Source organism: Conexibacter sp. JCM 18997 (assembly GCF_055391915.1).
Genome location: NZ_AP043885.1, coordinates 4,263,454 through 4,286,281 on the forward strand (window position 1 = coordinate 4,263,454; position 22,828 = coordinate 4,286,281).

At 73.1% G+C, this 22,828-nt stretch carries 23 protein-coding genes; 17 read left to right on the plus strand and 6 right to left on the minus strand.

Annotation, left to right across the window (positions count from 1 at the left end; all coding sequences use genetic code 11):
* Positions 1 to 33 precede the first annotated feature (33 nt).
* Together ACZ5UI_RS21485 and ACZ5UI_RS21490 are read right to left on the minus strand one after the other, a co-directional pair.
* Positions 34 to 1,005, minus strand: coding sequence for an iron-siderophore ABC transporter substrate-binding protein (locus ACZ5UI_RS21485; RefSeq protein WP_464190850.1), 972 nt, complete (start codon positions 1,003 to 1,005; stop codon positions 34 to 36).
* A 32-nt stretch (positions 1,006 to 1,037) separates the two neighbouring features.
* Positions 1,038 to 1,703 carry a winged helix-turn-helix transcriptional regulator gene (locus ACZ5UI_RS21490; RefSeq protein ID WP_464190852.1) on the minus strand — a complete coding sequence of 222 codons (666 nt, stop codon included), beginning with the start codon at positions 1,701 to 1,703 and terminating at the stop codon, positions 1,038 to 1,040.
* A gap of 108 nt (positions 1,704 to 1,811) precedes the next feature.
* Between ACZ5UI_RS21490 and ACZ5UI_RS21495 the strand changes: the two genes are divergently transcribed.
* Genes ACZ5UI_RS21495 through ACZ5UI_RS21515 form a run of 5 tightly spaced genes read left to right on the plus strand, consistent with a single transcriptional unit; the run spans position 1,812 to position 6,626 of the window.
* Positions 1,812 to 2,489 (plus strand): DUF899 family protein, encoded by a 678-nt coding sequence (locus ACZ5UI_RS21495; RefSeq protein WP_464190854.1) that lies wholly within the window; start codon positions 1,812 to 1,814, stop codon positions 2,487 to 2,489.
* Positions 2,486 to 3,958, plus strand: a complete 1,473-nt coding sequence (locus ACZ5UI_RS21500; protein WP_464190857.1) for a DHA2 family efflux MFS transporter permease subunit — start codon at positions 2,486 to 2,488, stop codon at positions 3,956 to 3,958. The genes ACZ5UI_RS21495 and ACZ5UI_RS21500 overlap by 4 nt, the downstream gene beginning before the upstream one ends.
* A 60-nt stretch (positions 3,959 to 4,018) precedes the next feature.
* Complete coding sequence (locus ACZ5UI_RS21505; RefSeq protein WP_464190859.1) at positions 4,019 to 5,023, plus strand: zinc-dependent alcohol dehydrogenase; 1,005 nt, start codon at positions 4,019 to 4,021, stop codon at positions 5,021 to 5,023.
* Entirely contained in the window at positions 5,020 to 5,661 is a 642-nt protein-coding gene (locus ACZ5UI_RS21510; RefSeq protein WP_464190861.1) for an HAD family hydrolase, read from the plus strand. Before ACZ5UI_RS21505 ends, ACZ5UI_RS21510 begins: the two co-directional genes overlap by 4 nt.
* Complete coding sequence (locus tag ACZ5UI_RS21515; RefSeq protein ID WP_464190864.1) at positions 5,658 to 6,626, plus strand: aldose 1-epimerase family protein; 969 nt, start codon at positions 5,658 to 5,660, stop codon at positions 6,624 to 6,626. The genes ACZ5UI_RS21510 and ACZ5UI_RS21515 overlap by 4 nt, the downstream gene beginning before the upstream one ends.
* Here ACZ5UI_RS21515 and ACZ5UI_RS21520 read toward each other — a convergent pair.
* A complete protein-coding gene (locus ACZ5UI_RS21520) occupies positions 6,623 to 7,351 on the minus strand; it encodes a GntR family transcriptional regulator (RefSeq protein ID WP_464190866.1) in 729 nt (242 codons plus the stop codon). The two genes, ACZ5UI_RS21515 and ACZ5UI_RS21520, sit on opposite strands and share 4 nt — an antisense overlap.
* A gap of 118 nt (positions 7,352 to 7,469) precedes the next feature.
* On the opposite strand from ACZ5UI_RS21520, the gene ACZ5UI_RS21525 reads away from it, so the two are divergent.
* Both ACZ5UI_RS21525 and ACZ5UI_RS21530 read left to right on the plus strand, forming a co-directional pair.
* Positions 7,470 to 8,654 carry a Gfo/Idh/MocA family protein gene (locus tag ACZ5UI_RS21525; protein ID WP_464190868.1) on the plus strand — a complete coding sequence of 395 codons (1,185 nt, stop codon included), beginning with the start codon at positions 7,470 to 7,472 and terminating at the stop codon, positions 8,652 to 8,654.
* The gene (locus ACZ5UI_RS21530) at positions 8,651 to 9,568 is read left to right on the plus strand and encodes a sugar phosphate isomerase/epimerase family protein (protein ID WP_464190871.1); all 918 of its coding nucleotides are present in this window, start codon (positions 8,651 to 8,653) and stop codon (positions 9,566 to 9,568) included. The genes ACZ5UI_RS21525 and ACZ5UI_RS21530 overlap by 4 nt, the downstream gene beginning before the upstream one ends.
* A gap of 79 nt (positions 9,569 to 9,647) precedes the next feature.
* Here the strand turns inward: ACZ5UI_RS21530 and ACZ5UI_RS21535 are convergent, their stop codons facing one another.
* The 3 genes from ACZ5UI_RS21535 to ACZ5UI_RS21545 are packed head-to-tail and all read right to left on the minus strand — an operon-like array spanning position 9,648 to position 11,933.
* The gene (locus ACZ5UI_RS21535; RefSeq protein ID WP_464190873.1) at positions 9,648 to 10,505 is read right to left on the minus strand and encodes an SMP-30/gluconolactonase/LRE family protein; all 858 of its coding nucleotides are present in this window, start codon (positions 10,503 to 10,505) and stop codon (positions 9,648 to 9,650) included.
* Positions 10,492 to 11,289: an SDR family NAD(P)-dependent oxidoreductase gene (locus ACZ5UI_RS21540; RefSeq protein ID WP_464190875.1), complete on the minus strand. Its 798-nt coding sequence runs from the start codon at positions 11,287 to 11,289 to the stop codon at positions 10,492 to 10,494. The genes ACZ5UI_RS21535 and ACZ5UI_RS21540 overlap by 14 nt, the downstream gene beginning before the upstream one ends.
* A 32-nt stretch (positions 11,290 to 11,321) precedes the next feature.
* The gene (locus ACZ5UI_RS21545; RefSeq protein WP_464190877.1) at positions 11,322 to 11,933 is read right to left on the minus strand and encodes a GntR family transcriptional regulator; all 612 of its coding nucleotides are present in this window, start codon (positions 11,931 to 11,933) and stop codon (positions 11,322 to 11,324) included.
* 167 nt (positions 11,934 to 12,100) lie between these two features.
* Here ACZ5UI_RS21545 and ACZ5UI_RS21550 point away from each other — a divergent pair, with 167 nt between their 5' ends.
* The 10 genes from ACZ5UI_RS21550 (at position 12,101) to ACZ5UI_RS21595 (ending at position 22,804) form a co-directional block, all read left to right on the plus strand.
* The gene (locus ACZ5UI_RS21550) at positions 12,101 to 13,822 is read left to right on the plus strand and encodes a PEP-utilizing enzyme (protein ID WP_464190879.1); all 1,722 of its coding nucleotides are present in this window, start codon (positions 12,101 to 12,103) and stop codon (positions 13,820 to 13,822) included.
* The gene (locus ACZ5UI_RS21555; protein WP_464190881.1) at positions 13,819 to 14,625 is read left to right on the plus strand and encodes an FAD binding domain-containing protein; all 807 of its coding nucleotides are present in this window, start codon (positions 13,819 to 13,821) and stop codon (positions 14,623 to 14,625) included. Before ACZ5UI_RS21550 ends, ACZ5UI_RS21555 begins: the two co-directional genes overlap by 4 nt.
* On the plus strand, positions 14,622 to 16,706 hold the full coding sequence (locus ACZ5UI_RS21560; protein WP_464190883.1) for a xanthine dehydrogenase family protein molybdopterin-binding subunit: 2,085 nt from the start codon (positions 14,622 to 14,624) through the stop codon (positions 16,704 to 16,706). The genes ACZ5UI_RS21555 and ACZ5UI_RS21560 overlap by 4 nt, the downstream gene beginning before the upstream one ends.
* Entirely contained in the window at positions 16,703 to 17,752 is a 1,050-nt protein-coding gene (locus tag ACZ5UI_RS21565; protein WP_464190885.1) for a xanthine dehydrogenase family Fe-S subunit, read from the plus strand. The genes ACZ5UI_RS21560 and ACZ5UI_RS21565 overlap by 4 nt, the downstream gene beginning before the upstream one ends.
* 21 nt (positions 17,753 to 17,773) lie before the next feature.
* Positions 17,774 to 18,571, plus strand: coding sequence for an SDR family NAD(P)-dependent oxidoreductase (locus ACZ5UI_RS21570; protein ID WP_464190887.1), 798 nt, complete (start codon positions 17,774 to 17,776; stop codon positions 18,569 to 18,571).
* A 20-nt stretch (positions 18,572 to 18,591) separates the two neighbouring features.
* Positions 18,592 to 19,314 carry a cyclase family protein gene (locus ACZ5UI_RS21575; RefSeq protein ID WP_464190889.1) on the plus strand — a complete coding sequence of 241 codons (723 nt, stop codon included), beginning with the start codon at positions 18,592 to 18,594 and terminating at the stop codon, positions 19,312 to 19,314.
* 163 nt (positions 19,315 to 19,477) lie between these two features.
* A complete protein-coding gene (locus ACZ5UI_RS21580; protein WP_464190891.1) occupies positions 19,478 to 20,395 on the plus strand; it encodes a PEP/pyruvate-binding domain-containing protein in 918 nt (305 codons plus the stop codon).
* Complete coding sequence (locus ACZ5UI_RS21585; protein ID WP_464190893.1) at positions 20,392 to 20,955, plus strand: DUF4202 domain-containing protein; 564 nt, start codon at positions 20,392 to 20,394, stop codon at positions 20,953 to 20,955. The genes ACZ5UI_RS21580 and ACZ5UI_RS21585 overlap by 4 nt, the downstream gene beginning before the upstream one ends.
* Positions 20,952 to 21,872 (plus strand): PfkB family carbohydrate kinase, encoded by a 921-nt coding sequence (locus tag ACZ5UI_RS21590; protein WP_464190895.1) that lies wholly within the window; start codon positions 20,952 to 20,954, stop codon positions 21,870 to 21,872. The genes ACZ5UI_RS21585 and ACZ5UI_RS21590 overlap by 4 nt, the downstream gene beginning before the upstream one ends.
* Positions 21,869 to 22,804, plus strand: coding sequence for a hypothetical protein (locus ACZ5UI_RS21595; protein ID WP_464190897.1), 936 nt, complete (start codon positions 21,869 to 21,871; stop codon positions 22,802 to 22,804). Before ACZ5UI_RS21590 ends, ACZ5UI_RS21595 begins: the two co-directional genes overlap by 4 nt.
* Positions 22,805 to 22,828 lie beyond the last annotated feature (24 nt).

A 22,828-nucleotide genomic window follows, 5' to 3' on the forward strand; every position in this document is an offset into this window, starting at 1 on the left:
TACCGCGCGCTCGGCGCGGCGCGCGCCGCCTTCTCACGAATCTCTCAGACGCGCGGCGATGCGCGGCACGAACCCGTCGATCGCGTAGGGGAGGCTCAGCGGGCTGCTGAAGCCCAGCGCGTTGGCCAGGTCGCCCGCGGGATCGAGGTAGATCACGCGGCCGTCGCGCACCGCGCCGATCCGGTCGAACCCGGGGATCTTGCGCAGCTCGGCCTCCTTGCCGTAGATGACCAGCAGGTCCTGGTCGAGCAGCTCGAGCTGCTCGCCGGAGATCTCGGCGAAGAACGACCGGCCGGTCAGGTCGGCGATCGGCTTGGGCAGCGCGAAGCCCAGCGACGCGAAGAAGCGCGAGCGCAGGTCCTCGTCGTCGTACAGGTACAGCTTGCCGCCGTTGCCCGCCGCGAACGCGTAGGTCTGGCCCGCGCTGCCGAGCTCCCGGCGGGCCTGGGCGAACCGCGCCCGTACGTCGGCGACGAGCGCGTCGGCCCGCTGCTCGCGCCCGAGCGCCCGGCCGATCGACCGCGTCTGCTCCTCCCAGGGCATCCCGTAGTCGATGTAGTCGCCGCTCTGGGCCAGCGTCGGCGCGATCGCCGACAGCAGGTCGTAGTCCTTGCGCGTGATGCCCGAGTAGACGCCGAGGATCAGGTCGGGTCGCAGCGCGGCGATCTGCTCGAAGTTCAGCTCCTCGGCCCCGATCAGCTCGGGTTGGGTGCCGGCCAGGGCCGCCTGGGCCCACGGACGGTCGGTGATGTCGATGCCGGCCTGGAACTGGCGGGCGCCGACGGGCCGCACGCCCAGGGCCAGCGCGAAGTCCTGGTCGTTGAAGCCGACGGCCACGACGCGCTGCGGCGCGCCGTCGACCGTGGTGGTGCCGAACTTGTGTTGGAGCACGACCGGGCCGCCGGTGCTGCTGGCGGCGGTCTGGGTGGAGCGCGGGTCGTCGGTGCCGCATCCCGGCAGGGCGAGCGCGGCCAGCGCGGCGACCGCGATGGCGAAACGATGCATTAGGGCGCCCTAATGCCCGGACGGGCGGTGCGTCAAACGGGCGCTGGTTCGGGCAGCGGGAACAGCCCGAGGAAGCGTTCGGCGGCGGCCACGTCGCCGGTGACCGTGATGTCGCCCGTGCGGATCGCGTCGGTCGCGCGCATGCGCCCGTGCGCGATCCCCAGCACCATCTCGGGCGGGCCCTCGATGATCGCGTGCGCGCCCGGGGCGGTGCCGGGCTCGATGGTGAAGCGCCCGCCGCGTGAGATCTCCGCGCAGAACGGCCGGCCGCCGAGGCGCAGCTCGATCACCGTGGTGAAGTCGCCGGCGGCCGCGCGGTCGAACAGCGTGCGCAGGCTGAGGACGTGGGCGTCGAAGCTCATGCGCGTGTCGTCGGGCGTCACGGGGATGCGGGCGCCCCACGTGCCCAGCGCATGGATCACCGGCTCCAGCTCCAGGCCGCGCTCGGTCAGCTCGTAGACCACCGACGCGGCGGGCGGCGGCAGCTGTCGCTTGGCCACGATGCCCGCCTCGGCCAGGTCCCGCAGGCGTTGGCTGAGGACGTCCGGGCTGACGTTGGGCAGCTCGGTGCGCAGGTCGGTGAAGCGCTTGGGCCCGAGCAGCAGCTCGCGCACGATCATCAGCGCCCAGCGCTCGCCCACGCGATCGAGCGCGCGGGCGACGCCGCAGGCATCGCCGTAGGTGCGTCGCTTGGCCACGGGGATTACCGTATCAGATGCTCGGTATTACCAATTGTGAAGTACGAAATACCAACTCATGTGCTAGAACCTCCGTGGACAAGCGAGAGGAACGGGAGGCGAGCGCAGATGATCGGGACGCGCGAGGAATGGCTGAAGGCCCGCCGCGAGCTGCTGGAGGAGGAGAAGGAGCTGACCCGCCGCAGCGACGCGCTCGCGGCCCGGCGGCGCGAGCTGCCCTGGGTGCCCGTCGAGGCCGACTACGTGTTCGACACGGTCGACGGCCCCAAGGGCCTGGCCGAGCTGTTCGACGGGCGCTCGCAGCTCGTCGTCTACCACTTCATGCACGGGCCCGACACACCCGACGGCTGCCCGGGTTGTACGTTCCACAGCGACCAGATGGAGCGTGCCGCCGCCTACCTCAACCAGCGCGACGTGACGTTCCTGTTCGCCTCGCGGTCCCCGCTGCCCGTCCTGCAGGCCTACAAGGACCGCTTCGACTGGACGATTCCGTGGGTCTCGTCCGGCGATACGACCTTCGACGATGACTTTTCGTTCGTGGCCGAGTCTGAGGGCTACAACTTCGGCACCGTCACCGACGCCGAGGCGCTCGACCGGCTCCGATCCATGGAGCTGATGGCCTTGAGCTGCTTCGTCCTCGACGGCGGCACCGTCTACCACACGTACACGACCATGGATCGCGGAACCGACGCCCTCAACCCCACCTGGCAGCTGCTCGATCGAGCACCGCTGGGCCGACGCGACGAGCTCGGCGGACTGCGCAAGCGCGACGAGGTACCCGCATGACCGACCCGACCACCAACGACCGCTCCCGCTGGATCGCGCTCTACGTCCTGTGCCTGGGCGTGTTGATGATCGTGCTCGACGGCACGGTCGTGAACGTCGCCCTGCCGGTCGTGCGCGACGACCTCGGCTTCAGCCAGGCCAACCTGGCCTGGGTGGTCAACGCCTACATGATCGCCTTCGGCGGCCTGCTGCTGCTGGCCGGCCGGCTCGGCGACCTGATCGGCCAGCGGCGCGTGTTCATCATCGGCCTGAGCATCTTCACCGCGGCGTCGTTGCTGTGCGCGCTATCGGAGAGCCAGGAGATGCTGATCGCCGCCCGCTTCATCCAGGGCGTCGGCGGGGCGCTGTCGTCGGCGGTCGTGCTGGGCATGATCGTCACGTTGTTCCCCGAGCCCGCCGAGCAGGCCAAGGCGATCGGCGTGTTCGGCTTCGTGGCCAGCGCCGGCGGCTCGATCGGCCTGCTGGCCGGCGGCATCCTGACCGAGGCCATCAACTGGCACTGGATCTTCTTCATCAACATCCCGCTCGGGGTGTTCACGATCGTGGCCGCGATGCGCCTGGTCTCGTCGCGCCCCGGCCTCGGCCTGAGCGCCGGCGCGGACGTCCCCGGCGCCGTGCTGATCACCGCCGGGCTGATGCTCGGCGTCTACACGATCCTGGGGATCGAGGAGCACGGCTGGGTCGCCGCTCGGACGCTCCTGCTGGGCGCGATCTCGCTGGCGCTGCTGGTCGGGTTCTTCGTCCGCCAGGACCACGCCGCCAACCCGCTGATGCCGCTGCGCCTGTTCCGCTCGCGCAACGTCGTGGGCGCCAACATCGTGCAGGCGCTGATCGTCGTCGGGATGTTCGGGATGTTCTTCCTGGGCGCGCTGTACCTGCAGGAGATCCTGGGCTACAGCTCGCTGGAGGTCGGCCTGGCCTTCCTGCCCGCGACGGTGATCATGGGGATCATGTCCGTGGGCTTCTCGGGGCGCCTGACCATGCGCTTCGGCGCCAAGGCCGTGCTGACCCCGAGCCTGGTGCTGATCGCCATCGGCCTGCTGCTGTTCGCGCGCACGCCGGTCGACGGCAGCTACGTGCGTGACCTGCTGCCCGTGATGCTGTTCCTGGGTCTCGGGGCGGGCCTGTCGTTCGCGGCGGTCATGACGCTGGCCATGTCCGGGGCCACGCCCGAGGACGCAGGCCTGGCCTCGGGGCTGGTCAACACGAGCGTGCAGGTGGGCGGGGCGATCGGCCTGGCCGTGCTGGCCACGCTGGCCGCGGAGCGCACCGACGCGCTGAGGAAGGCGGGCGATGCGACCGACGCGGCCCTGAACGGCGGCTATCACCTGGCCTACCTGGTCGGCGCCGCCCTGCTCGGCGTGGCGGTGCTGGTGTCGGTCTTCGTCCTGCGCTCGCCCAAGCCGGCGCCGGCCGGGGACGCGGAGGCCGAGGCGGACGCCGAGGCGGCGTACGCCCACGCCGGCTGAGCGGGCCGGCCGCCCGCGCGTTGACGCGCCTTCGAGCAGCGGTATAGCCTGTCTAGACAGATGCTCGGAGTCGCCAAGCTGGCCCCCGGCCAGGGGAACATCGATCTCGTGGAACGGGAGCCGGCGGCCACGGTGCCGCCCGGCTACGTGCGCCTCGAGGTGCGGGCCGCGGGGATCTGCGGCACCGACCTGCACATCGAGGCCGGCGAGTACCCCAGCGTGCCGCCGGTGACGATGGGCCACGAGGTGTGCGGCACGGTGGCCGAGCTGGGCGCCGACGTGGACGCCGCGTGGCTGGGCGAGCGCGTGGTCAGCGAGACGTACTACGCGACCTGCCGGCAGTGCCGCTTCTGTCGCGCCGGCCGGCCGAACATGTGCCCGCAGCGGCAGTCGATCGGCACGCACGTCGACGGGGCGTTCGCGTCCTCGGTGGTCGTGCCCGCCCACGGCCTGCACCGCGTGCCCGCCGGCCTCAGCGACGCCGCCGCCTCGCTGAGCGAGCCGTTGGCCTGCATCTGCCAGTCGATGATGGACCCCGCGACCGTCGCCGCCGGCGACCGCGTGCTCGTCGTCGGTCCGGGCGCGATCGGTCTGATCGCCGCCCAGGCCGCCGCGGCCAGCGGCGGGCGCGTCACGGTGCGCGGGACGGAGCGCGACGCGCCTCGCCTGGAGATGGCGCGCCGCCTGGGCTGCGCGACGTCGATCGCCGGTGCCGACCCGATCGACGAGGAGTCCTTCGACGTCGCGGTCGAGTGCTCGGGCGCCGGACCGGGGATCGCCGACGGCCTGCGCGCCCTGCGCCGCGGCGGGCTGCTCGTGCAGATCGGTCTGCGCGGCGAGGACGTGACGATCCCCTACGACCTGATCTGCTTCAAGGAGCTGACCGTGACGGCGGGCTTCGCCAGCACGCCCACCTCGTGGGCGCGCGCGATGGCGCTGTTGGACGAGGGCGCCATCGAGCTGGAGCCCCTGGTCACCGAGGTCGTCCCGATCGCGCAGTTCCGCCGCGCGTTCGACGCCTCGCGGGCCGGGGACGGGGTGAAGTTCGTCCTGGACCCCCGGTGACCGGCGCCGTCCTGTTCGATCTCGACGGGACGCTGGCCGATACCGAGCCGTTGTCGCAGGCGGCGTGGTCGGAGGTGATCGCCCGCCACGGGTACCAGCCAACGCCCGAGGATCTGGCCGCGCTGCCGGGCAAGAGCTTCGGGCAGGCCTACCGGGTCTTCGCCGACCGCGTGGCGCTGCCGCCCGAGGACGACCTCTTCGCCGCCCACTCGGCGCACCTGTTCCCGGCCATCGACGCCGACCTCGAGGTGTTCACGGACGCGATCGACGTCGTGCGCGCCCTGCACGAGCGCGGCGTGCCGCTGGCGCTGGTCAGCGCCTCGCGCCGCCCGCGCGTGCAACGCACGCTGCGCGCGGCCGGCGTGGCGGAGTGCTTCGACGTGCTGGTCTGCGGTGGCGAGGTGCCGCGCCCCAAGCCGGCGCCCGACGGGTACCTGGCCGCCGCGGCCGCGCTCGGCGTGACCGCCGGACACTGCGTGGTGATCGAGGACACGGCCTCCGGGGCCGAGGCCGGTCTGGCCGCGGGCGCGCGCGTGATCGCCCTCGAACGGGCCGGCGCGGTGGCGGCCGACGCCCACGCCCGGGCCGGCGCGCTGACGCTGGACCTCGTGCTCGACGAGCTGGCGGCCGCGCGATGACCACGTCCGTGCTGTCGGCGCACCAGCGCGCGACGGTCGTCTCCTCGGTCGTCGCCGACGGACCGGCCGCCGGTTGTCGCGCGATCGACGTGCGCGTGCTCGGCGGCATCGACGTGCGGATCCTGCCCGACCGCGGCTGCGACATCGGCGCCGCCTGGTCGCGCGGCGTGCCGCTGGCCTGGATCTCCGCGGTCGGTGAGACCGCGCCGTTGACCGCGCCCCACGGGGAGGACTGGGGCGCCGCGTTCGGCGGCGGGCTGGTCACCACCTGCGGGCGGCGCAACGTCGGCGCGCCGTCGGAGGGTCACGGCCTGCACGGCGACGCCTCCCACCAGCGCGCGACGATCACGTCGGTGGCCCGAGCCGAGGTCGACGGCGACCTGGCGGTCGTGGTCCAGGCGACGATGCGCGAGGGCGCGGCGCTCGGGCCGTGCCTGGAGACGCACCGCACGATCACCACCTGGGCCGACACCGGCCGCGTGCTGGTCGCCGATCGCACCGCCAACCTGGGCACGGAGCCCGAGCCGGCGCCGGTGCTCTACCACGTCAACCTGGGCGCGCCGCTGTGGTCGGCGGGCGCCACGCTGGCCTTCGACGACCACCGCTCGGTCGCCCCGCGCGATCCTGCCGCGGCCGCGGCGGCGCCCGCCTGGAACCGGGCGCCGCTGGCCGACGAGACGCCCGAGCGCGTGTTCGAGCACCACCTCGGTACCGGGGCCGAGGGCGTCGCCCGCGTCGAGCAGCCCGCGCTGGGCCTGGCCGTCGAGGTGCGCTGGGACCGCACCGCGCTGCCGCGCGTGCACCAGTGGCTGCAGACCGCGCAGCGCGCCTACGTGCTGGGCATCGAGCCGGCCAACTGCAGCGTCCTCGGTCGCGCGGCCGATCGCGCCGCGGGCGTGCTGCCGCTGCTCGCGCCCGGCGAGGAGCGCGAGACCTGGGTCGAGGTCTCCGCGCTCTGGCGCTAACGCGCCGGCGGCTGCACGTCGAACAGCACGTCCAGCGCGTAGCGGTCGCCCGCGTAGCGCGTCTCGGTCAGCTCGACCGGCGTGCCGTCGGCGTCGACGATCAGGCGCTGCTCGACCAGCAGCGCGGCGTTGCGCCGCACGTCCAGCCGCCGCGCGTCCGCCGGGCCGGCCGACTGCGCGGTGATCGTGGCCTGGCCCGTGCGCGGCTGCACGCCCGCGGCGGTCAGCACGGCGTGCAGCGAGGCCGCGTTCCAGTCGACGCCGTCGATCGCCGCGGCCAGCCGCGCGGGGAGCACGGCGGTCTCCAGCGCGACCGGCTGCCCGTTGGCCTTGCGCAGCCGCTGCAACACGATCACCTGCCGGTCGCCGTCCAGGCGCAGGCGCTGGGCCTCGACGTCGTCGGCCGCGCGCGTGCGTAGGTCGACCAGGTCCGAGCTGGCCCGCCGGCCGCGCCGGCGCATCTCCTCGGAGAAGCTCAGCAGGCTGTCGGCGGTGCGGTGCGCGGGCGGCTCGGCCACGAACGTGCCGCGCCCGGGCACGCGCCGCACGAGCCCCTCCTGGGCCAGGCGCTGCACGGCGTTGCGCGCGGTCATGCGGCTGACGGCGAACTCGCGGCACAGCATCGCGTCGGACGGGAGCGGGTCGCCCGGGCGCAGGGCCTCGATCCGCTCGCGCAGCGCCTGCTCGATCTCGTAGTAGCGGGGCGTGAAGCGCGGCTCGTCCACGGGGCGATCCTACCCGCGCATGGACCGGTCCGGTTGTCCGGTCATCCAGTGCGCTTCCGGCGCGCACGGCCCTCCTGGTAGCGTGCCGACCTGTCTAGACGACCAGACGAGGAGTGGGATGGGGGACAGGACCGTCGTGCGCGCCGCCGTGGTGGGCACGGGCTTCATCGGGGTGGTGCACGTCGACGCGCTGCGGCGCCTGGGCATCGAGGTCACCGGCGTGGTCGGCTCATCGCCGGAGCGGGCCCGGGAGAAGGCCCGCGCCGCCGGGCTGCCGGAGCCGTATGAGAGCTTCGAGGCGATGCTCGCCGATCCCCGCGTCGACGTCGTCCACATCACCTCGCCCAACGACGCCCACGCCCCGCAGGTGCGCGCCGCGCTGGCCGCCGGCAAGCACGTCGTCTGCGAGAAGCCGCTCGGGCTGGACGCGACGGAGACCGCCGAGCTGCTCGCGCTGGCCGAGGCCTCCGGCCTGGTGCACGCGGTCAACTTCAACATCCGCTTCTACCCGCAGGTCCAGGAGGCGGCCGCGCGCGTGCGGGCCGGGGAGCTGGGCGACGTGCGGCTGGTCAGCGGCGGCTACCTGCAGGACTGGCTGCTGCTGGAGACGGATTGGAACTGGCGCCTGGATCCCGCGGTCGGCGGCGAGCTGCGCGCGGTGGGCGACATCGGCTCGCACTGGATCGACCTGATGACGTTCGTCACCGGGCAGCACGTCGAGGCGGTGTGCGCCGACCTGACGACGTTCATCCCCGTGCGCCGCGAGCCGGTCGGCCCGGTCGAGACGTACGCGGCGGCGACCGACGGCGAGACCGTCGACCACCCGATGACCACCGAGGACGCGGCGGGCCTGCTGCTGCGCTTCGACGGCGGCGCCCGCGCGGTGGCGACGATCTCCCAGGTGTCGGCGGGGCGCAAGAACCTGCTGTCGTTCGAGATCGACGGGTCCAGCGGCGCGCTGGCCTGGGAGTCCGAGGCGCCCGAGCGCCTGTGGCTCGGCCATCGCGGCCGGCCCAACGAGCTGCTCATGCGCGACGCCTCCCTGATGCACCCGAGCGCCGCCGCGACCACGCACCTGCCCGGCGGCCACGCCGAGGGCTTCGCCGACACGTTCCGCGAGCTGTACCGCGCGGTGTACGCCGCCGTGGCCGACGGCGGGCCGGGCGGGACCGACACACCTGACTACCCGACGTTCGCCGATGGGCATGAGGAGGCGCTGATCGGCGCCGCGATCGCGCGCAGCGCGCGCGAGGCCCGCTGGGTGAGCGTCAGCGAGATTCGAGAGGAGACCACGCCGTCATGAAGCTGGGACTGCTGACCGCCGCCTTCCCCGACCAGACCTTGGACGAGGTCGCCGATTGGGCCGCGGCCAACGGGTTCGAGACGCTCGAGGTCGCCTGCTGGCCGGTGGCCGCGGGCGCCGTGCGCCGGTACGCCGGCGTCAGCCACATCGACGTCGCGGGCCTGGACCAGGCGGGCGCCACCGCGATCGTCGAGGGCCTGGCCGCGCGCGGTCTGGAGATCAGCGCGCTGGCCTACTACCCCAACCCGCTGGACGCCGACCCCGAGGCGCGCGCGGCCGCGGCGACCCACCTGAAGGCGGTCATCGACGGCGCCCAGCTGCTCGGCGTCCCCACCGTCGGCACGTTCATCGGCCGCGACAAGACCCGCTCGATCGCCGACAACTTCGACGTGTTCGACGAGGTGTGGCCGCCGCTGGTGGCCTACGCCGGCGAGCGCGGCGTCAACATCGCCATCGAGAACTGCCCGATGATCTTCACCGGCGACGAATGGCCGGGCGGCAACAACATGGCCTACTCGCCGGCCATCTGGCGGGAGATGTTCACGCGCATCCCCGACGCGAACTTCGGCCTCAACCTCGATCCGTCCCACCTGGTGTGGCAGATGATCGACATCGAGCGCGCGGTCTACGAGTTCGGCGACCGCCTGCTGCACACGCACGGCAAGGACGTCGAGGTCCGCCCCGACGGCCTCTACGACCACGGCGTGATGGGCGCCGGCATCGGCTGGCAGGTCCCGCGCCTGTGCGGCCTGGGCCAGGTCGACTGGTCGCGCTACTTCGCGGCGCTCTACGCGGTCGGCTACGACGGCGTCGTCTCGATCGAGCACGAGGACCGACGCTTCGAGGGCACGGCCGAGCTCGTCCAGCGCGGGTTCCTGATCGCCCGGGACACGTTGCGGCCGTTCATCCACTGAGCGCGGTCGAGGCGGCCGCCGCCCGCGCCGTTGTCCGCTCGAGCCCGGTATGCGGGTCGCAGCGGACAACGGCGGGGCCCTAGATCGCGTCGGCGGCCCAGTGCGCCGGCCGGAACAGCGGCGCGCCGACCAGCCCGAGGCCCTCGTACAGCGTCAGGTGCCAGCGGCCCAGGTTGGCGCCGACCACCCGGTCCAGCCCGTCGCCCGCGAAGCACACGTTCGTGGGCGCGGCCATCATCGTCCCCTGGAAGTCGTCGGCGACGACCTCCAGCGCGCCGGCCGGATCCAGGTACAGGATCCGGTCGGGCCGGTAGAGCGAGATCAGCACGCCGCCGTCGGCGGTGAAGGCCAGGCCGTCGGGCACCGTGCCCGGCAGCTCGATCACCGTCTCGGCCACGCCGTCGCCCGCCTCGAGGTCGTAGCGCGAGACCCGCGGGTCGAAGGACTCGACCTGCCACAGCCAGCGCCCGTCCGGCGACACGGCCAGGCCGTTGCTGAAGCATGGGCGCGCGCGCGAGAACGTCGTCGCGCTGCCGTCGGCGTCGATGCGCACCACGCGCCCGTCGTTGCGCGACCACTCGCCGGACGCGCTCAGCCACAGCGTGCCGTCGGCCGCGAAGGCCGGGTAGTTGGGCAGCACCAGCGGCTCGCCGTCCACCTCGGAGATCACCCGGCGGACCGAGGTCCCGTCGGACACGCACAGCGACCCGTCGGCCGAAGCGCAGACGGCCAGCCGCCCGCGCCCGTCGACGGCCAGGCCCAGCACGAACGACGGCGCGCGCACCGCCAGCTCCGCGAACGTGCCGTCCAGCGTCACCCGGTACAGCTGGCCGTCCTCCCCGCCCGCCCACACGACGCCCGCATCGGGATCCCAGCAGACGCCCTCGGGATGGTCGAGGCCCTCGACGAGGACCCGCGGCGCGTCAGCCGCGGGCATGGCCGACGTTGCCGTTGATGGTCAGCCCGCCGTCCACCAGCAGCTCGACGCCGGTCACGTAGCGCGACGCGTCGGAGGCCAGGAACACCACGGCGTCGGCGATCTCGTCGGGGGTGCCGATGCGGCCCATGGCGATCCGCTGGGCGTAGACCTCGCGCACCGCCGGCGTGTAGGCCGTCGCGTTGAGCGGGGTGTCGACGGCGCCCGGCGCGATCGCGTTGACGCGGATGCCGTGCGGAGCCAGCTCGACGGCCAGCTGCTTGGTCAGCGCGACGATCGCGCCCTTGGCGGCGATGTAGGCGCTCAGGTCGGAGTTGACCAGCACGTCGGAGGCCGAGCTGATGTTGACGATCCGCCCGCCGGTCCCCGCGTCGACCATCTGCCGCGCGGCGGCGCGGCAGCCGTGGAAGTAGCCGTGCAGGTTGGCGGCCAGCAGGCCGTGCCAGTCCTCGTCGGTCATCTCCAAAAACGGCTTGACCAACAGCCGCGCGGCGTTGTTGACCCAGATGTCCAGGCCGCCCCAGGCGCGCACGACCTCGTCGGCCAGCGCCTCGACGGCGGCCACGTCGGCGGTGTTGCCCTGGCGCAGCAGCGCCCGCCCGCCGGCCTCCTCGATCCGCGCGCGGGTGCGTTCGGCGCCGTCCTCGTCGTCCAGGTAGAGGCCCGCGACGTCGGCGCCGGCGGCCGCGAACGCGACGGCGATCTCGGCCCCGATCCCGGCGGAGACGCCGGTGACGGCGGCCCGCGCGCCGGCCAGCGCCCCAAGCTGTCTAGATGACTGCATAGGCCGACGGTACACCCGCCGGCCGCGACGCGCTACGCCGGCTCGGCCTCGACGAGCCGGCCGAACTCCTCCAGGTGCGCGCGCATCGCCGTGCCCGCGGTGTCGGCGTCGCCGACGCGTAGGGCCTCGACGATCGGCTCGTGGCGCAGCGCGATCTCGTCGCGGGCCATGCCGGTGGCCAGCGCGGTGATCGTGGTCACGGCCGCGACCTGCAGCGCCTGCCAGGCGGCCATCAGCGGCCGGTTGTCGGCCGCCTCGACGATCAGCTCGTGGAAGCGCACGTCGTGGGCCACCTGCTCGTGCAGGTCGGTGGCGGCGAGCATCTCGGTCAGCTCGGCCTCCAGCGCGGAGACGTCACCGCCGAGCTTGACGGCGGCCTCGCGCGCGGCCACCTCCTCGAGCGCGGCGCGCACGGGGTAGACCTGGGCGATCTCCTCGCGCGAGATCTGCCGCACCCACGACCCGCGAAACGGCGCGGACTCGACGAAGCGCAGCAGCTCCAGGTCGCGCAAGGCCTCGCGCACGGGCGCCTGGCTGATGCCGAACTCCTGCGCGATGCGCGTCTCGACCAGCCGCTGGCCCGGGGCGTATTGGCCCGTGATGATGCGCTGCAGCAGCAGCTCCTTGACCTGCTCACGCAGCACGGTCCGCGTCGGGCCCAGCTGTGTGGAAGTCAGCCCTCCGGCCTCCGTTGCCCCCATGGCCGACGGGACAATAGCGCTAGACCGGTCGACTTGCCACCAATCATCGATCATCTATTATCCCGGCCGCCGCCCGGGTGGAACGGGCCATGGTTGAGAGGAGAGACGGCGTGAGCGACGGGGTGCTGGGCAGCTTCCTGGGGGACGACGAGTTCCCCATCCAGTGGGACGCAGGCGAGAGCGACCTGTTCTGGGTCTTCGACGACCTGCACGTGCCCAACCCGGTGACGCCGATGTTCTTCGACATCGGCGGCTGGTGGCTGACCTGCGACCACATGTTCCGCCGGTTCGGCACGCCGTTCGCCGCCGACTGGGTGGCCAAGTGCATCAACGGCTACGTCTACACGGCGGCGATCCCGTGCGATCCCGCGGTCACCCCCGAGGCGACCGAGTACAACGCCCGCTACGCGCCGCGGGTGCCGCGCCGCGCCGGCTACGCGGACCGCATCGGCGCCTACCTGGACTGGACGCTCCCGCACTACGCGGCGAACTTCATGGGCTGGTGGCGCGATCGCCTGCGCCCCGAGATCGAGGCGAACTTCGCCCGGCTGGACGCCTTCGACTACGACAACGCCGAGCTCGTCGCGCTCGCGGTGCTGCTCGAGGACGCGATCGACATGCACGATCGCCACTGGAAGATCCACTGGATGCTCAACCTGGCCCAGTTCGCCAGCTCCTCGAAGCTGGCCGAGGTGGCCACCGCGGTCAAGGGCGAGGTGGACGCCGAGCTGCTCGGCCGCCTGCAGTCCTCGCTGGAGGACCGCAACTGGGACTCGATCCGCGACCTGTGGGAGCTGAAGAACCAGGTGGCCGCCGACGCCGACCTGCGCGCGGCCTTCGACGGCGGCAACGCCGCCGACGTCCTGCGCCGCCTGGGCGAGACCGAGCGCGGCCGCCAGTTCCTGGCCGACGGCCTCGAGCCCCACCAGGCCGCCTTCGGCTACAAGTCGATCTGGTCGCACGAGTTCGCCTACCCGACCTGGCGCGAGGACCCCGCGCCGATCATCGAGGCGATCCGCGGCTACGTCCTCACCGACTACGACTACCCGGCCAACCTGCAGGCGGTGACCGACGACCTCGAGGCGGCCAAGCGCGAGCTGATGGAGGGCGTGGAGGGCGCGGACCGCGAGCGGCTGCAGACCGCGCTGGACCTGTCGCTGGGCATGAACCCACTGACGCCCGATCACCACTTCTACTGCGACCAGGGCACGAACGCGCGCCTGCGCATCGTGTTGATCGGCATCGGGCGCAACCTCGAGCGGGCCGGCGTGCTGCACGACGCCGAGGACGTCATGTACCTGCACTACGGCGAGCTGCGCGAGCTGATGGCCGGTTCGAACGCGTTCGATCCCAAGGACCTCGTCTCCGACCGCCGCGACGAGCGCGAGGACGCCGAGGAGATCCGCCCGCGCTCGTGGGTGGGCACGGTCACGCAGGAGTTCCTCGACTTCCCCTACGTGGCCAACTGGGGCTTCCCGGAGAAGTTCACCGCGGGCGAGCCGACGCTGACCGGCGAGGTGCGCGGCCTGGCCGCGTCCCCCGGCGTGGTCGAAGGGCCGGCGCGATTCGTCTCCTCGCCCGAGGAGTTCTCGCAGGTCGAGGAGGGCGACATCCTCGTGTGCCGCATGACGAACCCGGCCTGGGTCGTCGTGTTCACGAAGATCGGCGGCCTGGTCACCGAGGCGGGCGGCACGACCTCGCATCCGGCGGTCGTCGCGCGCGAGTTCGGGATCCCGGCCGTGGTCGGCACGTCCAACGCCGGCGACCGCATCAAGACCGGCGACCGCGTGCGCGTCAACGGCAGCTCGGGCGTCGTGGAGATCCTGTCTTGACCGACGGACCGGACTGGCTGGCGCCGACCTCGCTCACGGAGGCGCTCGAGCACAAGGCGCGCCTGGGCGAGGACGCGACGGTGCTGGCCGGCGGCACGTTCCTGGGCATCCTCATGAACCAGGGGTTCCTGCGCCCGCAGACGCTGCTCAGCCTGGCCGGTGTCGACGGGCTGGACCGCATCACCCGCGAGCGCGACGTGCTGCGCCTGGGCCCGATGGTCCGCCACCGCACGGTGGAGACGGCGCCGCTCGTGCTCCAGCACCTGCCGTCGCTGGCGCACGCCTTCGGCGTGGTGGCCAGCCCGCGCGTGCGCAACCAGGCCACGGTCGGCGGCGTGCTGGCCGACGCCGACTACGCCAGCGACCCGCCGGCGATGCTGACCGCGCTGGGGGCGACGGTCACGCTGGCCTCCCAGGCGCGCGGCCAGCGCACGGTGAGCATGAGCGACCTGATCGTCGGCCACTACGAGACGTGCATCGCGCCCGACGAGCTGCTGATCGAGGTGCGCGTGCCCACCGGTCCGCGCGCCGCGACCTACCGCAAGTTCCGCTCGCGCAGCTCGGAGGACCGGCCGTGCGTGGCGGTCGCCGCCGTGCGCCGCGCCGACGGCCTGCGCGTCGTCGTCGGCGCGGTGGCCGAGAAGCCCCAGGAGTTCCCCGAGGTGTGCACGGGGACGCCGCAGGAGATCGGCGCCGCCTACGCCGAGCGGATCGCGCCGATGTCCGACGCCCGCGGCAGCGCCGCCTACCGCAAGCGCGTGATCGCCGTCGAGGTCGCCCGGGCCGTGGCGGAGGTGCAATGAGCGACCCGCGCGTCACCGGCCGGGCCAAGTACTCCCAGGACGTCGCGCTGGACGGGATGTGGCACGCCGCGTTCGTGCGCGCGTCGATCCCGCACGGCACGATCACCAGCATCGACACCAGCGCGGTGCCCGACGACGTCGTCGTGCTCACGCCGCAGGACACCGCCGACCTGAACCGCTACGGCTGCCAGATCGCCGACCAGTTCGTGCTGGCCGACCGGGCGCGCTTCGTCGGCGACATCGTCGCGGCGGTGGCCGCGCCCACGCGCGAGGCGGCGCGCGCGGCCGTCAACCTCGTCGACGTCGAGTACGAGGACCTGCCCGCGGTGTTCGACCCGGTCGAGGCCGTGGCCGACGGCGCGCCGCTCGTGCACGCGCAGCACGCGATCTCCGACAACGACGCCGCCTACTTCGACCTGCGCCCGCAGGCGGGCACGAACATCTGCCACCGCTTCCGCATCCGCACCGGCGACGTGGCCGAGGGCTTCGCGCAGGCCGACGTGATCGTCGAGGAGACGTTCACCACGCCCGGCGCGCAGCACGCGCCGATGGAGCCGCACGCCGCGCTCGCCCGGTGGACCGACGAAGGGCGCCTGGAGGTGTGGACCGGCACGCAGACGCCGTTCAACGTGCGCATGGACCTGGCCGGGATCTTCGGCATCGAGGAGTCGCGCGTGCGCATCATCGCGCCGCCGATGGGCGGCTCGTTCGGGGCCAAGACGTTCGTGCGCCTGGAGGCGATCGTCGCCGCGCTCGCGCGCAAGGCGGGCCGCCCGGTCAAGGCGGTGCTCGATCGGGCCGAGGAGTGGCAGACGCTCAACCGCCACCCCGCCGTGGTCAAGGTGCGCATCGGCGCCACCCGCGACGGCACGCTGGTGGCCAAGGAGATCGACTGCTGGGTCGACACCGGCGCCTACGCGGACTGCGGCCCCGGCGTCGCGCAGAAGATGGGCTACGCCGGCGTCGGTCCCTACCGGATCGCGCACGTGCGCGTGGACAGCTCGTGCATCTACACCAACCTGCCGCCCAACGGGGCCTACCGCGGCTACGGCGCGATGCAGTCGGTGTGGGCCTCGGAGCGCACGATGGACCTGCTCGCGGCGGAGCTGGGGATGAGCCCGCTGGACCTGCGCCTGCGCAACGTGCTCAAGGACGGCGACGCGTTCGCCACCGGCGAGGTGATGGACGACGTGCACTTCGCCGAGTGCCTGCAGGCCGCGGCCGACGCGGTCGGCTACGAGGCCGACCCGACCGGCAAGGGCCTGTGCGTGCTGCTCAAGGGGATGCAGACGCCCAGCCGCGCGGGCATCGCCGTGGTGCGCACGCCCGTGGGCTACGAGATCCAGTGCGCCTCGGCCGAGATGGGGCAGGGCGTGCGCCGCAGCCTCCAGCTGATGGCAGCCGAGCTGCTGGAGTGCGAGCCCGGCCAGGTGGTGGTTCCCGACGCCGACACCGATGTGGTGCCGTACGACACGCGCACGACGTCCAGCCGCTCCACGTACATGATGGGCCGCGCGCTGCGCGAGGCGGTCCGCGACCTGGAGGCCGGCGACGGCCAGCGCGGGTTCGGCGAGATCTCCAACGGCGGCGGCCTGGATCCCGACACCGGGCAGGGCGTGGCCAGCACCCACTGGCACCAGGGCGCGGCGGCGGCCCACGTCGAGGTCGACGAGCAGACCGGCGCCCTCTCCGTGCGCCACCTGCACGCCTCGGTGTACGCCGGCCGCGTGGTCAACCGCCCGGGCGCCGAGCTGCAGAACGAGGGCTCGATGATCATGGGCCTGGGCACCGCCCTGTACGAGGCGATCGACTTCAACAGCGGCCAGGTGACCAACGCGAACCTGTCGGACTACAACGTCCCGGCCGCGGCGGACCTGCCGCGCCTGACGCACGATCTGTTCGAGCGCGAGGGCGCGGTCCCGCACGGCCTGGGGGAGACGGCGCTGCCGCCGATCCCGCCGGCCATCGGCAACGCGCTGGCCACCTACGGCCTGCACCTGACCCAGCTGCCGATGACCGCCGAGCGTGTGCTCGACGCGGTGGACGCCCGCGCGCACGCGCGCGAGGAGACCAGCGCATGAAGGTCGCGCTGGAGCTCAACGGCCGGCCGGTGGAGCTGGAGTGCCGCAGCGACGAGATGCTGCTGGACGTCCTGCGCCGCGAGGCCGACCTGACCAGCGTGCGCGAGACCTGTCGCATCGGCGTGTGCGGCGCCTGCACCGTGCTCGTCGACGACGAGCCGGTCAGCGGATGCCTGCTGCTCACCGCGCAGGCGGCGGGCCGTCGCGTGACGACGGTCGACGGGCTGCCCGAGGGCGACCCGACCGCGCGCGCCTTCGCCGACCAGCACGCGTTCCAGTGCGGCTACTGCACGCCCGGCTTCGTGCTCACGGCGCGCGCCCTGCTGGACGAGTCCCCCCAGCCCGACGAGCACGAGATCGCCGAGGCGCTCGGCGGCAACCTGTGCCGCTGCGGCTCCTACAAGAAGATCGTCGCCGCGGTCCAGCAGGCCGCGGCCGACCGCCCACCGACCCGAGGTGAGTCCACGATGAAATTGGAGAACGCGTTCACGGTCCCCGCGCCGATCGACCAGGCGTGGGCGATCCTGCTCGACGTCGAGCGCATCGCGCCGTGCGTGCCCGGCGCCAGCCTGCAGGGTCGCGACGGCGACGCCTACACGGGCGAGATGAAGCTGAAGCTCGGCCCGATGCTCAACACCTTCCAGGGCTCGCTGGAGCAGCAGGAGGCCGACGAGGCCGCGCATCGCAGCGTGATGAAGGCCAGCGCGCGGGCCGACCGCGGCCAGGGCAACGCGTCGGCGACGATCACCTCGGTGCTGACGCCCGACGGCGACGGCACCCGGGTGGCCGTCGAGACCGACCTGAACGTGACCGGCCCGTTGGCCCAGTTCGGCCGCGGCGTGATGCAGGACGTCAGCGCCAAGCTGATGGACCAGTTCGCGGCCTGCCTGGCCGCCGAGCTGTCGGGCCAGCAGGCGTCCGCGCCCACGGCCGAGGTGCTCGACGTCGGGGCGGTGGGCGGGGGTGCGGTGCTCAAGCGCGCGCTGCCGGCGCTCGGTGTGCTGGCCGTCACGGTGCTGGTGTGGCGCCGGCTGCGGCGAAGCTGATAGCGTCAGGATCGATAATCGATGACCGTGGAGGAGAGCATGGCCAGCGAACTGGATCGCTTCCGTCTGGACGACCGCGTGATCGTGGTCACCGGCGGCTACGGCGGCATCGGTGAGCGCCTGGCGCGCGCGTTCGTGGACGTCGGCGGCCGGGTCGCCATCCTCGGCCGCAGCGCCGAGAAGGCACAGGCGCTGGCGGACGAGCTGGGCGACGCGGCGCTGGCCGCGCCCGCCGACGCGACCAAGCGCGACGAGGTGGACCGGGCGCTCGAAGGCGTCGTGGCGCACTTCGGCCGCGTCGACGGCCTGGTCACCACCGTCGGCGGCGGCGCCGGCGACGCCGTGTACCCGGCGGAGTCCTACCCCGACGACGCCTGGGACTGGATCATGGACCTCAACCTGCGCAGCGCGCTGTACGCCGCGCAGGCCACGGCGCGAGCGATGATCGCCGGCGGCAACGGCGGCCACATCCTGCACCTGTCGTCGGTGCGCGGCCAGCTCGGCATCAACAACGGCTTCTCGGCCTACGTCGCCGCCAAGGGCGCGGTCGACGCGCTGACCCGCCAGCAGGCCACCGAGTGGGCCAAGCACCGGATCACCGTCAACGCGATCTCGCCGACCTTCGTGCGCACCGCCCAGGTCGCCGGGCTGCTATCGGACGACGCCTTCCGCGAGGGCCTGGAGAAGCGCATCCCGCTGGGCCGGATCGCCGAGACCGACGACGTCGTGGGCGCGGCGTTGCTGCTGTGCAGCGACGCCTCGTCGTTCATCACCGGCCAGGTCCTGACCCTGGACGGAGGACTCACCGCATGTCAGTGACCCGTAGAGGAGAGAGCTAGATGGCCCGACGCATCGTGGACCTGTCAATGCCGGTCCACATGGACATGGTCACGTTCCAGCGGGTCCCCCCGCCGGCGATCACCGTGTACGAGACGCACGAGGAGTTCGCGACCCGCGTGGGCGCGGCCGCGTACGGCGTGAACTCGCTGACCGCGAGCAACCTGATCGTGGTCAACGACCACGTGGGCACGCACTGCGACGCGCGCAAGCACATCGTCCCGACCGCGGGCGGCGCCGAGACGATCCCGCTGGAGTGGTGCATCTCCGACGGCGTGCTGCTCGACTTCACCGATCGCATCCCCGGCTACCGGATCACCGAGGACGACATCGAGGAGGCGTTCCGCAAGATCGACTACGCCCCCAAGGAACGCGACATCGTGATCATCCACACGGGCGCCAGCCGCTACAACGACGAAGAGCGCTACAAGACCGACCACCCGGGGATGACCGCCGAGGCGACCCTGTGGCTGATCAAGCGCGGCGTGCGGATGATGGGCTGCGACGCGATCACCTTCGACCCGCCGGTGTGGGCGATGTTCGAGACCAAGCACTTCTGGGAGGCCCACCGCGTCATGTGGGACGAGGAGTACTGGCACCTGGAGAACCTGATGAACCTCGACGAGATCGGCCGCCCGCACGGCTTCCAGCTCAACGTGCTGCCGATCAAGTGGACGGGCACCACCGCCGCGCCGGTGCGCGCCGTGGCGATCATCGACGAGTGATGGCGGTCCCCGGACACCCATGCGGATCTCCTCCGGCCCTCGGCGGCGCTCGCACGTGTCTGACGGCGATCGCCGACCGCAACCGGACGACCAGTACGACCGCGGCCGGCGATCACCCTCAGACACGCACGATCATCCACCGAATGGCACGAAGGATTCCCGCATGGCTGTCCTAGCCTTCCCCGATGCCGGCTGCGACGACGTCGCGCGCGCCGGCGGCAAGGGCGCCTCGCTGGCCCGCATGGCGGCGCTCGGCCTGCCGGTGCCGCCCGGGTTCGTGGTGACCGCGGACGTGCTGGCCGCCGCGCTGCCCGACGGCGGCGCGGCGTTGCGCGCGGTGGTGGCCGAGGGCGGGCCGACGGCCGCCGAGCGGGCCCAGGCGCTGGTGCTCGAGGCGCCGGTGCCCGACGGCCTGCGCGCCGCGCTGACCGAGGCCTACGCGGCGCTCGGCGGCGGCGACGGCGACGTGCCCGTCGCGGTGCGCTCGAGCGCCTGTGCCGAGGACAGCGAGGCGGCGAGCTTCGCCGGCCAGCAGGAGACCTACCTGCACGTGCGCGGCATCGACGACGTGCTCGCGCGCGTGCGCGACTGCTGGGCCTCGTTCTTCAGCGAGCGGGCGCTGTTCTACCGGGCCGAGAAGGGCTCGCTGGACGACGTCGACATGGCCGTCGTCGTGCAGCGGATGGTCGACGCCGACGTGGCCGGCGTGATGTTCACCGTCGACCCCGTCGGCGGTCGCAAGGACCGGATGGTCGTCGAGGCCGTGTTCGGCCTGGGCGAGGCGGTCGTCTCCGGCGAGGTCACCCCGGACCACTACGTGCTCAAGCGCGACGGCACCGTGCGCAAGCGCCAGGTGCACGTGCAGCCGTTCGCGATCGTCTCCGCGCCCGGCGGCGGCACCCGCGAGGAGCCGCTGGACGAGGCGCGCGGCGGTGCCCCCAAGCTGGACGACGAGCAGCTGCGCGCGCTGGCCGAGATCGGCGCCGGGCTGCACGAGCGCACCGGCGTGCCGCAGGACATCGAGTGGGCGCTGGCCGGCGGCGAGCTGTTCGTGCTGCAGGCCCGGCCGGTGACGACGTGACCACGGAGCTGGTGGCGGGCGCGACGGCGTGGATCGAGGAGGTGCACCCGCACCCCTACCACCTGACCCGCGCGCTGGAGATCCTGCTCGAGCTGGACCCGGGCGCCAGCGAGGCGCTGCAGCTCGCCACCGTCACCCACGACAGCGAGCGCGCGTTCCCGGATCCCGAGCCGCCCTACGACAGCGCGCGGCACTTCGACGTGCCCGGCTACCTGCGCTTCCACCAGCGCCGCGCCGCGGCCACCACCGGCCGCTGGCTGGACGACGCGGGTGCGCCCTTCGGCCTGCGCGACCAGGTGGCGACGCTGATCGCCGTGCACGAGGAGGGCGGCTGGCCCGAGGCCGACCTGCTGCAGGCGGCCGACTCGCTGTCGTTCCTGGAGGTCATGGTGCCGCTCGTCGAGGGGTGGATCACCAAGGGCCGCACCGGGCCCGAGCGCGCCTTCGCCAAGCTGCAGTGGATGCACGACCGCATCGCGCCGGAGCTGCCGCGGGCCCGCGCGATGGCGGTGCCGTTGTTGGCAGCAGGACACGAACGGCTGCGGAAGGTGGTCGCATGAGTGACGAGCTCGAAGCGCTCGTCGTGGGCCGGGTCGCGCTCGACCTGTACCCCGAGCAGTCCAACTGCGCGCTGGAGGACGTCGAGACGTTCCGCCAGTACGCGGGCGGCTTCGCCACGAACATCGCCACGGCGCTGGCCCGCCTGGGCGTCAGGTCGGCCGTGTTCAGCGCGGTCGGCGACGACGGGCACGGTCGCTTCCTGCGCAACTGGCTGGCCCGCGAAGGCATCGACACGACGTGGCTGGGAACCCATCCCGAGCTGCGCACCGCGCTGGCCTTCTGCGAGATCTGGCCCCCGGACCACTTCCCGATCACCTTCCATCGCACCCCGACCTGCCCCGACTGGGAGATCACGCCGGCCGACATCGACCTGGACGTGGCCGCCCGGGTGCCGCTGGTCTACCTGAGCGGCACGGCGCTGGCGCTGGAGCCCAGCCGGTCCGCGATCCACGCCGTGGCCCAGACGCGCACGGCGTCGGCCGGCCACACGATCTTCGACCTCGACTGGCGCCCCGCGCTGTGGCGCGACGCCTCGGAGTTCCTCGACCAGGCCGCGCGCGTGGCGCCGTTCGCCACGACGATCCTGGGCGGCGACTCGGAGTGGGCGGCGTCCGGGCTGGACCCGACCGCGGACTCACCCGCGGTGCGCGTGGTCAAGCACGGGCCCGAGGGCGCCACGGTCTACGAGCCCGACGGCAGCGTCCGCGACGAGCCGGTGTGGCCCGTCGAGGTCGTCAACGGCCTGGGCGCCGGCGACGCGTTCGCCGGCGGCTGGGGCTACGCGCTGCTGCGCGGCCAGGACCCGGGGCGCACTGCCGCGGCAAACGGCGCCATCACCGCCTCGCGCCACTCGTGCAGCGACGCGATGGCCACCCTCGACGAGCTGAACCGATTCATGGAGACCGCCAACCGATGACCTGGACCCCCGCCCGTGCCCGTGCGATGGACGAGATCGCCGGCGGCGACGGGATCATCGTCGGCGCCGCCGTCGACCACCGCGACTCGCTCGGCGTGGCGATGCGAAAGCGCGGCCTGCCCGAGCCCTCGCGGGAGCAGCTGACCGAGCTGAAGCTGCGCGTCGCGCACGCGCTGGCGCCCGGCGCGACGATCCTGCTGCTCGACGCCGAGTTCTCGGCCGCCCAGGCGCTGGCCGCCGGTGCGCTGCCCGGCGACACGGCGCTGGTGATACCGCTGGAGGCCCAGGGCTACGGCGACTCGGGGGACCTGCGCCTGACCAGCTTCCTGCCCGGCTGGAACCCGGCCAAGGCCGCGACGCTGGGCGCGTCGGGCTGCAAGCTGCTGCTCCCCTACCGGCCCGACCTCGACGATCAGCGCGGCCCGCAGGCCGAGACCGCGCGCGCGGCGTCCGACGCCTGCCGCGACGCCGGGATCGTGCTCGTGCTCGAGCCGATCGTCTTCGCCCGCGAGGGCGAGGACCTGCCCCCGGAGCGCTACGCCGAGCTCGTGGTCGAGACCGCACGCCAGCTGACCGAGGTGGATCCGGGGATCCTCAAGCTGCAGTACCCCGGTGACGCGGCGGCCTGCGCGGCGCTGGACGACGCCTGCGGCCCGCAGACCCCGTGGGTCCTGCTCGGCGGCGGCGCCGACGCCGAGACGCTCGAAGGCCAGATCGTCGACGCCTGCGCGGCCGGCGCGTCGGGCTTCGTCGTCGGGCGCACGCTGTGGGACGGCGCGCTGGTGGCCGACGCCGACGCCTCGCGCGCCCACCTGCGCGACACGTCGGTGCCCTACCTGGAGCGAATCGGCGCATTGGCCCGCGAGCATGCGACACCATGGCGCGAGCGGGTCGGCGCGATCCCGGTTCCCGCGGATGACTGGTACCGGTAGCGCGCAGAGCTGCTAGCGTCGCCT